Source organism: Pinisolibacter aquiterrae (assembly GCF_019160155.1).
GTDB classification, from domain to species: domain Bacteria; phylum Pseudomonadota; class Alphaproteobacteria; order Rhizobiales; family Ancalomicrobiaceae; genus Pinisolibacter; species Pinisolibacter aquiterrae.
The window spans coordinates 1-6257 of the sequence record NZ_JAFNIH010000022.1 but is presented as its reverse complement, the minus strand read 5'-3'; the positions used below and the strand labels follow the sequence as shown (position 1 = coordinate 6257).

Sequence of the window (6257 nt, the reverse complement as noted above, 5' to 3'; positions counted from 1 at the left end):
TTGGTTCGGCAAGATCGACGAACCACGAAAGGCCGCACAGCTCGCCGTGTCGCGGCTTGCGAAGATCGGCGCGCTGTTCGTCGAGGCGCGCAGCTTCATCGAGAGCGAATACCGCGAGCAGGTCCGAGGCGCCAACGTACGGGGTGTGCGCGTCGTGCCGATGCCGTCGCCGGAGCTTCGGGCGGCGCTTGCCGAGAAGAAGCCGATCGAGGACACGCTCGCCGACGAGATCACGGCGATCCGGGCTGCGGTCGACCGGCGGTTCACGCCGGAGGAACGGCACGAACTGTGGTCGGGCGATATCGAGCGGATCCGACGCGTGGTGCCGGAAGGCACCGACCTTGACGCCCTCCGCGATCTCGCCGGATCGATCGAAGTGCAGGGGCGTGAGGTCGAGAGCCAGCGGGTGATCGAACGCTTCCTCGAGGAGGAAAAGGCGGAGGAGTCCGGGTTCTCGATGTGAGCGAGGGTGCCGAGGAAGGAAAGCCGCCGTCTTCTTTTCGCGAGAACGTCTTAGATCTATATTTCACGAGAAATCGGCTCATGGCCGATCAGAGCCTGCGGAGAGCGTGACGATGACGTCCCCGATGATTTCCCTGGTGCTGACGACCGTGACCGCGTCCTACGGCGTGGAGGTGTCGGCACAGGAGCTCGCCGACAAGCTCCAGGATCCGGCGAGCGCCGCGGCCTTCGACGCGCCGACTTTCGCTTTCTTCTCCGAGGTGAGCCCCGGGCTCCAGGCTGAGTTCATCGAAGAAATGGGTGTGAGCAAGGCCGCCGCGGTCGTGGTTGCGACCCTCTTCTCCGAAGCGGCCGGTTATGAGCTGCCTCTGGCCGCACGGACGTGATCATGGCGAACCACTTCGTCATGGCCTGAGCCCCAGGTGGATTCTGATGGCGTCCTCGACGGTTCTGAGATCACCCTCCGCACTTAGTCTCCTCCGTTGGGCACCAAATCCGGCGTTCGGCATGCCTGTCCAACCGGCAACTGGAGACTTTCATGCAAAAACATAACAAGAACATTGTTGTTTAGATTGCAATTGAAACGCCGTACACTGAGGCATGTCGAAGCGAATCACCGATAGCCAGATTCTGGGTGAGTTGGGCGAGACAGCGATCAAAAAGATCGTTCTCGAAACCGGCTTTCTTTACGAGCAGCGGGGACGCCTCGAAGCGGGCACGGACGGCATCGTCGAATTGCGCGACCCAAAGAGCGGCACGCCGCTCGGAAAATTGCTCGGTATTCAGGTCAAATCCACCGACAGCGGTCAGTATGTTCGCGAGAACGGCAGCAGTTTCGAGTACCTTCTCAAGCCGGACGATCTGAAATACTGGCGCACCTCGAACATCCCCGTCATCATCGTTCTCTGGCGGAAGGCCGACGAAACGGCGTATTGGAAGGACGTTAGCGATTGCGTCGGGGGCGAGGAACGTCGCCTGAAGTTCGATAAACGGGCCGATGTATTCGACCCGCGCTGCGCTGATCGCATTGGCGCGCTAACTATTGATCGTCGCACACCGGGCGTTTTTCTGCCCCCGCTCAATCAGGGCGAGGACGCCATCATCAACTTGCTTCGCGTCAAGTTGCCGGATGAAATTTTCGTCTCAACATCACCGTTCGGTAGTGGACGCGACGCGGTGCCCGAATTGGTCAGGCAGAGCAACATCCGGTTCGATTGGGTAATCCGCAAGCGGCGCTTCGTCTCTTTCTTCGATCCTAGGGAATACGGCACCCGTGCGATTGTCGACTTCGATCAGGTTGAGGCCGTTGATACCAAGTTCATTGCATTCAACGACGAACGCGACGACATCAATGACACAATGGAATTGTTGAGGCGCACCGTCGAGCGACAGACAATGGCGCATCTTTCCTTTCTCCGTAAAGATAGGTTGTTTCATTTCAAGGCGCTCGCTATCGGTAAGTCGCGCATTTACCGGTACATGTCCAATGTCAATGAAACCTCTGCCAAAGTCGTGAGCGCCTATGCGAGCAAGAAGAAGGAGGGCCGTGGCTATGTTCGGCATCACGCGGCGCGGCTGCGGTTCGAACGTCTTGCCGATGAATGGTTCGTGGTCATCGATCCGGATTTCTATTTCACCACGGATGGCTTTCAGCCGCACCGTTATCCAGAAGCGCTTTTGGCGGGCAAGAAGCGCCTGGAACGGAATGCTGCCGTGCGCGGTCAGGTGATGATGTGGCAACATTTGCTGGTCGGGAGCGGCAAATACGAGGCTGGCTTGTTCGATACCGACGAACTTGCGCCATTGCTACAATTCGAGCGCCTCCCGGTGATCCAGTTGTCTCAGGCTGTGCCGGAGTCCTCATGGAACCGGACCGATCCGCGCGCCAAGGATATGGAAGCTCAGGACCTCTTTGAGGAGGGGAGCGTCGGATGATTTTCAAGGCGCATGTCTTTGACGAACCGATGCTTGAATTCGGCGACGGTGGACAGCATTGCGATCCCCGTCAGGGCTTGCGCGAGTATGGGCCGTTGCAGCCGCGGTCGGACGACGTTATCCGCGTGGGCGTCATCGGCACGGACGACACTGTTGTGGGGTTCACGGAATTCCTCGGCGAAACCGGGCGCGGCATCGAAAGCGGAAACAAGCAGCTCATCAACCTCAACCCGGATTTTCCGGGTTTGGGTAATCAGAACCCATTCCGCGCCAAATTCGAAGTACCTGACGGGGCTACAGTCACTATTTCCCGGCGTCAGGTCAATGAGATCAAAGGTATCGGGCGTCACGACGAAGCGGTCCGGCATGCAGTCGAATTGATCACGTCGCTGCTTTCGGCACTGGTCGAAGGCAGCACGAAGCCTGATGTCATTGTTCTGGCCCTGCCCATTCCGCTCATCGAAAAGCTCGTCAATGCCAAGAGCGAAGAGGAAGACAGCGACGAGGACGATGATGGCGGCGACATGCTCAATTTTCGCGATCTTCTCAAGGCGAAGACGCTGCATCTACCGGTCCCGACACAGATCGTCTGGCCGGATACATGGGACGACGCTGCGAAGATCCCGCGGAAAATCAAGCGCGACAAAAACCGCCAGACGCAAGTGAAGGCGACGCGCGCGTGGAATCTCCTCAATGCGCTATTCTATAAGGCGGGTAAGGTGCCATGGCGGTTGCTGCCCGACCAAGCGGAATATCGCACCAGCTTCCTGGGTATCGGCTTTTATCGCGATCTCGACGGCCAACAACTCTGGACTAGCACTGCGCAAATGTTCGACGAACGAGGCCGCGGCCTCATTCTGCGTGGTGCGCGCGCGCAGACGGAGACGCGGGGGCGCCATCCATATCTGACCGCGAACGACGCGGAAGAACTCGTGGTGCAGTCCATCGCGGCCTACAAAGCACATCACCGCCATGTGCCTGCGCGGCTGGTTGTCCTGAAGACATCACGCTTCCGCCCCGAAGAAGCGGACGGGATCGATGCCGCTTTGGGAAAATCCGGCATCGAGATGTCCGACCTCGTATGGGTGCAGGAGAGTTCCCCGATCGCCATCTTCCGTGAAGGCAATTATCCAGTTCTGCGCGGTACGTTCGTCGATCTGGGCGGCAAAGGCCTGCTGTATACGCGCGGTAGCGTACCGTTCTACGGGACATTCCCTGGCTTGCGCGTGCCGCGCCCTTTGTTACTTGTGCCCCACGAGAATTCGGATAGCAAAATCCTGACGCTGGCGAAGGACGTGCTCGCGCTGACGAAGGTCAACTGGAATACGACGCAGTTTGATCAGAAGCTCCCGGCTCCGATCAAAGCGGCGCGGGAGGTTGGGCGGATTCTCAAGCACGTCGAATTCGGGACGGCGGTCTCATCGGACTTTCGCCGCTACACTTGAGACCGCCCGCTCAGCTTGAGGACGTTGGCCATTCCGGAGTCCGGCCGTGTGCAGGAAGGCATGATCGCGCGGGTGCAGGTTTCCATGAAAGCCTGATCGAGCCCGATGTTCCGCGACGGATAGACGTCACAGCGGGGCCCTTCGTCGGGCCATGGGGAGCGCTTCGTCCTTCGCTGCTTCACAGTCCTTCCGGAGCGGCTCCGTGCAGCCGAGCAACCGCGGCGCTCGCTGAAGCCGCCTCGCACAGCGAGGTCCAATCGTCGGGCGGATGACCGTCTTCCAGCATTCCCTTGAAGACTTTGTAGGCATCGGTCTTCGCGCCGTAGGTGCGCAGTGTGGTTTCGTCGTTCACCCAGGCGAAGATGATGACCTTGGCACCCGTGTCGTAGCGAAAGAACAGCCTGAACCGGCCATTTCCGAACTTCGCTCGGAACCAATGTCTGTGATCGTCGCCGAGCGTCGATCCCTGCCGATAGATCGTGGCCGTGGGATCGGCCGGGATCGTCTGGAAGACGAGCTTGCCCAAGGCGGCCAGCAGTTTGGTCGACGCATGGCTCTCGTATCGGTCGGGCTTCTTTGCCTTCAGCGCCTCGACGGCGCTGGTCAGCTTTTCCAACTGATCGAGAAACAAGGGGTGGGCGAGAATGGTCCAGTCGTTGATCGTGAGCATGATCAGAGGTCGACGTCACCGTCGATCTCGGTATCGAGATCGACGTCCATGGCTCCGGTCAATGCTGCGATACGATCCCGCAGGGACGGAGGCAGGGCGACGACGGAGGTGCCGGGATGCTCGGCCATGTCTCGTGCGAGAAATGCCAGAAACCGGTCGACGACAGGATCGGGCGTGTCCTCGACCGCCTTCTCGACAAAGACCCGGCGCTGATCGTCGACGACGAAAGCGATGCGCCCGCCATAGTCCACGCCCAGAGCCTGCCTGACGGCCTTGGGAACCGTGGTCTGGCCCTTCGCGGTGATCGTGCTTTCTTCCTTCAACAAGGCGGCCATCGTCAGCTCCATTCGACGCCGGCAAAAGTAAGGAATATGCATTACCTTGTCAAGGTGGACGTCGGTTCTGCGAGCCTTCACGCCGATCGTCTGACACTGCCCATCGGAAAGGCCTCCCCTCCCCTTTCCTCGGTCAGCCGTGCCGTCTGTTCCAGCCGATGCGTTCGAGTGTCTCATAGAGTGTCGATCGAGCGATCCTGAAACTGCGGCAGACTTCCGTCTTGCCGACACCCTTGTCGAGGGCATCGAGCACGGCCTCCATCGTGCGCGGATCGATGGCGGTGGGGCGCCCTCCCCTTCGGTCCTTCCGTCCGATCGCGGCGACGGCGGTCAAGATGCGTTCACGGCTGATGGTGCGCTCACAGCGCGACAGCGCGCCGAACACGTCGAACAACGCGTCGCCGTGGGTGGTGCCGGCGTCGATCTTCTCGACCAAGGAGCGGAACCCGACCTCTCGCCGTCGCAGATCTTCGATCGTCCGCAGGAGGTCCGGCATGGAACGGCCGAGCCGATCCAGCCGCCAGACGACGAGACTGTCCCCCGGCTCGAGGATCGCGAGGCATTTCTCGAGCGCGATGCGGCCGTCGGATGCCGGCGACGAGGGCTCCTCGAACACGTGCTTCGGATCGACCCCGGCAGCGATCAACGCGTCGCGCTGGGTGGCCGTCGTCTCGCGACCGTCGTCGAACGACGCGCGGATGTAGCCGACGAGCATGTTCGGCAAACTCCAAGGATCTCTGCAGGGAGGTAGGCGATCTTTCTTCCGGAGGGAGGGCCGGCGAGCCGGCCCCACCCGCGGGCTCAGGAGCCGGTCATGTAGTTGGTGATCACGCCGATGATGACGCCGATGATGGTGACGCCGGCGCCGATGACGATGCCGGCGATCGAGCGGCCGACGTGCTCGCGCGATCCGTCGGGGTTCTGGGAGGCGTGGTAGAGCTTCACGCCGGAGATCCCGGCGAGACCGATGCCGGCGAGGCCGAAGGCGCCCATGATGAAGAGGCCGATGTTGGAGAAGGAACTCGTGAGCGAGGTGGTGTTGAGCGAGCTCGACGAGGCCTTGGTGCGGGCCTGGTTCAGGACATCGAGGGGAGCGGAAGGGTCGACGGCGCCGGCCGGAAGGATGGAGAGGAGGTAGATCGTCGCCATCGGGACGAGGTCGCGGATGCGCATGAGGGTACCTTTCGGGTCTGCTCGGGGGATCGGGAGGAGAGGGTCAGGTGCGGATCTCGCCGCGCATGATCTGAGCGACGATCTCGTCGGCGAGCATCGCGGCGATCCGCTCGTCGGCGTCGTGGTGGCGGCCGGCGACCTTCTTCCAGGTGTCGTGGGCGGTGCCTTCGGGAAAGCGGGCGGCGAGGACGCGGAGCGCCTCGTTGACGTCCATCCGGCGATAGAGCTCGTCGCGCA

9 protein-coding genes are annotated in these 6257 nt (G+C 61.1%); 4 read left to right on the top strand and 5 right to left on the bottom strand.

Translation table 11 applies throughout. The features are described 5' to 3' along the window. The 4 genes from J3S89_RS07595 to J3S89_RS07580 all read left to right on the top strand — a co-directional run. Window positions 1-463, top strand: a 463-nt coding sequence (locus J3S89_RS07595; RefSeq protein ID WP_217926894.1) for a hypothetical protein, incomplete at its 5' end; no start/stop codon positions are given. A gap of 112 nt (window positions 464-575) precedes the next feature. Further along, entirely contained in the window at window positions 576-848 is a 273-nt protein-coding gene (locus tag J3S89_RS07590) for a hypothetical protein (RefSeq protein ID WP_230489095.1), read from the top strand. Between the two features lie 214 nt (window positions 849-1062). Continuing rightward, a complete protein-coding gene (locus tag J3S89_RS07585; protein ID WP_217926893.1) occupies window positions 1063-2397 on the top strand; it encodes a DUF4365 domain-containing protein in 1335 nt (444 codons plus the stop codon). Beyond that, window positions 2394-3842, top strand: a complete 1449-nt coding sequence (locus tag J3S89_RS07580; protein ID WP_217926892.1) for an argonaute/piwi family protein — start codon at window positions 2394-2396, stop codon at window positions 3840-3842. Before J3S89_RS07585 ends, J3S89_RS07580 begins: the two co-directional genes overlap by 4 nt. A 178-nt stretch (window positions 3843-4020) precedes the next feature. Here the strand turns inward: J3S89_RS07580 and J3S89_RS07575 are convergent, their stop codons facing one another. The 5 genes from J3S89_RS07575 to J3S89_RS07555 form a co-directional block, all read right to left on the bottom strand. Further along, on the bottom strand, window positions 4021-4512 hold the full coding sequence (locus J3S89_RS07575) for a type II toxin-antitoxin system YhaV family toxin (protein WP_217926891.1): 492 nt from the start codon (window positions 4510-4512) through the stop codon (window positions 4021-4023). Window positions 4513-4514: 2 nt separating this feature from the next. Beyond that, window positions 4515-4847 (bottom strand): type II toxin-antitoxin system PrlF family antitoxin, encoded by a 333-nt coding sequence (locus tag J3S89_RS07570; RefSeq protein ID WP_217926890.1) that lies wholly within the window; start codon window positions 4845-4847, stop codon window positions 4515-4517. 133 nt (window positions 4848-4980) lie between these two features. Continuing rightward, complete coding sequence (locus J3S89_RS07565) at window positions 4981-5562, bottom strand: recombinase family protein (protein WP_217926895.1); 582 nt, start codon at window positions 5560-5562, stop codon at window positions 4981-4983. An 86-nt stretch (window positions 5563-5648) separates the two neighbouring features. Continuing rightward, entirely contained in the window at window positions 5649-6020 is a 372-nt protein-coding gene (locus J3S89_RS07560) for a hypothetical protein (RefSeq protein ID WP_217926889.1), read from the bottom strand. A 43-nt stretch (window positions 6021-6063) separates the two neighbouring features. Continuing rightward, the coding region (locus J3S89_RS07555) for a hypothetical protein (RefSeq protein WP_217926888.1) at window positions 6064-6257 on the bottom strand (194 nt) is incomplete at its 5' end.

Excerpts from the sequence above, each read along its gene's own strand:
- J3S89_RS07590 (WP_230489095.1), top strand. The coding sequence starts at position 576 with ATGACGTCCCCGATGATTTCCCTGGTGCTGACGACCGTGACCGCGTCC.
- J3S89_RS07585 (WP_217926893.1), top strand. The coding sequence starts at position 1,063 with ATGTCGAAGCGAATCACCGATAGCCAGATTCTGGGTGAGTTGGGCGAG.
- J3S89_RS07580 (WP_217926892.1), top strand. The coding sequence starts at position 2,394 with ATGATTTTCAAGGCGCATGTCTTTGACGAACCGATGCTTGAATTCGGC.
- J3S89_RS07575 (WP_217926891.1), bottom strand. The coding sequence starts at position 4,512 with ATGCTCACGATCAACGACTGGACCATTCTCGCCCACCCCTTGTTTCTC.
- J3S89_RS07570 (WP_217926890.1), bottom strand. The coding sequence starts at position 4,847 with ATGGCCGCCTTGTTGAAGGAAGAAAGCACGATCACCGCGAAGGGCCAG.
- J3S89_RS07565 (WP_217926895.1), bottom strand. The coding sequence starts at position 5,562 with ATGCTCGTCGGCTACATCCGCGCGTCGTTCGACGACGGTCGCGAGACG.
- J3S89_RS07560 (WP_217926889.1), bottom strand. The coding sequence starts at position 6,020 with ATGCGCATCCGCGACCTCGTCCCGATGGCGACGATCTACCTCCTCTCC.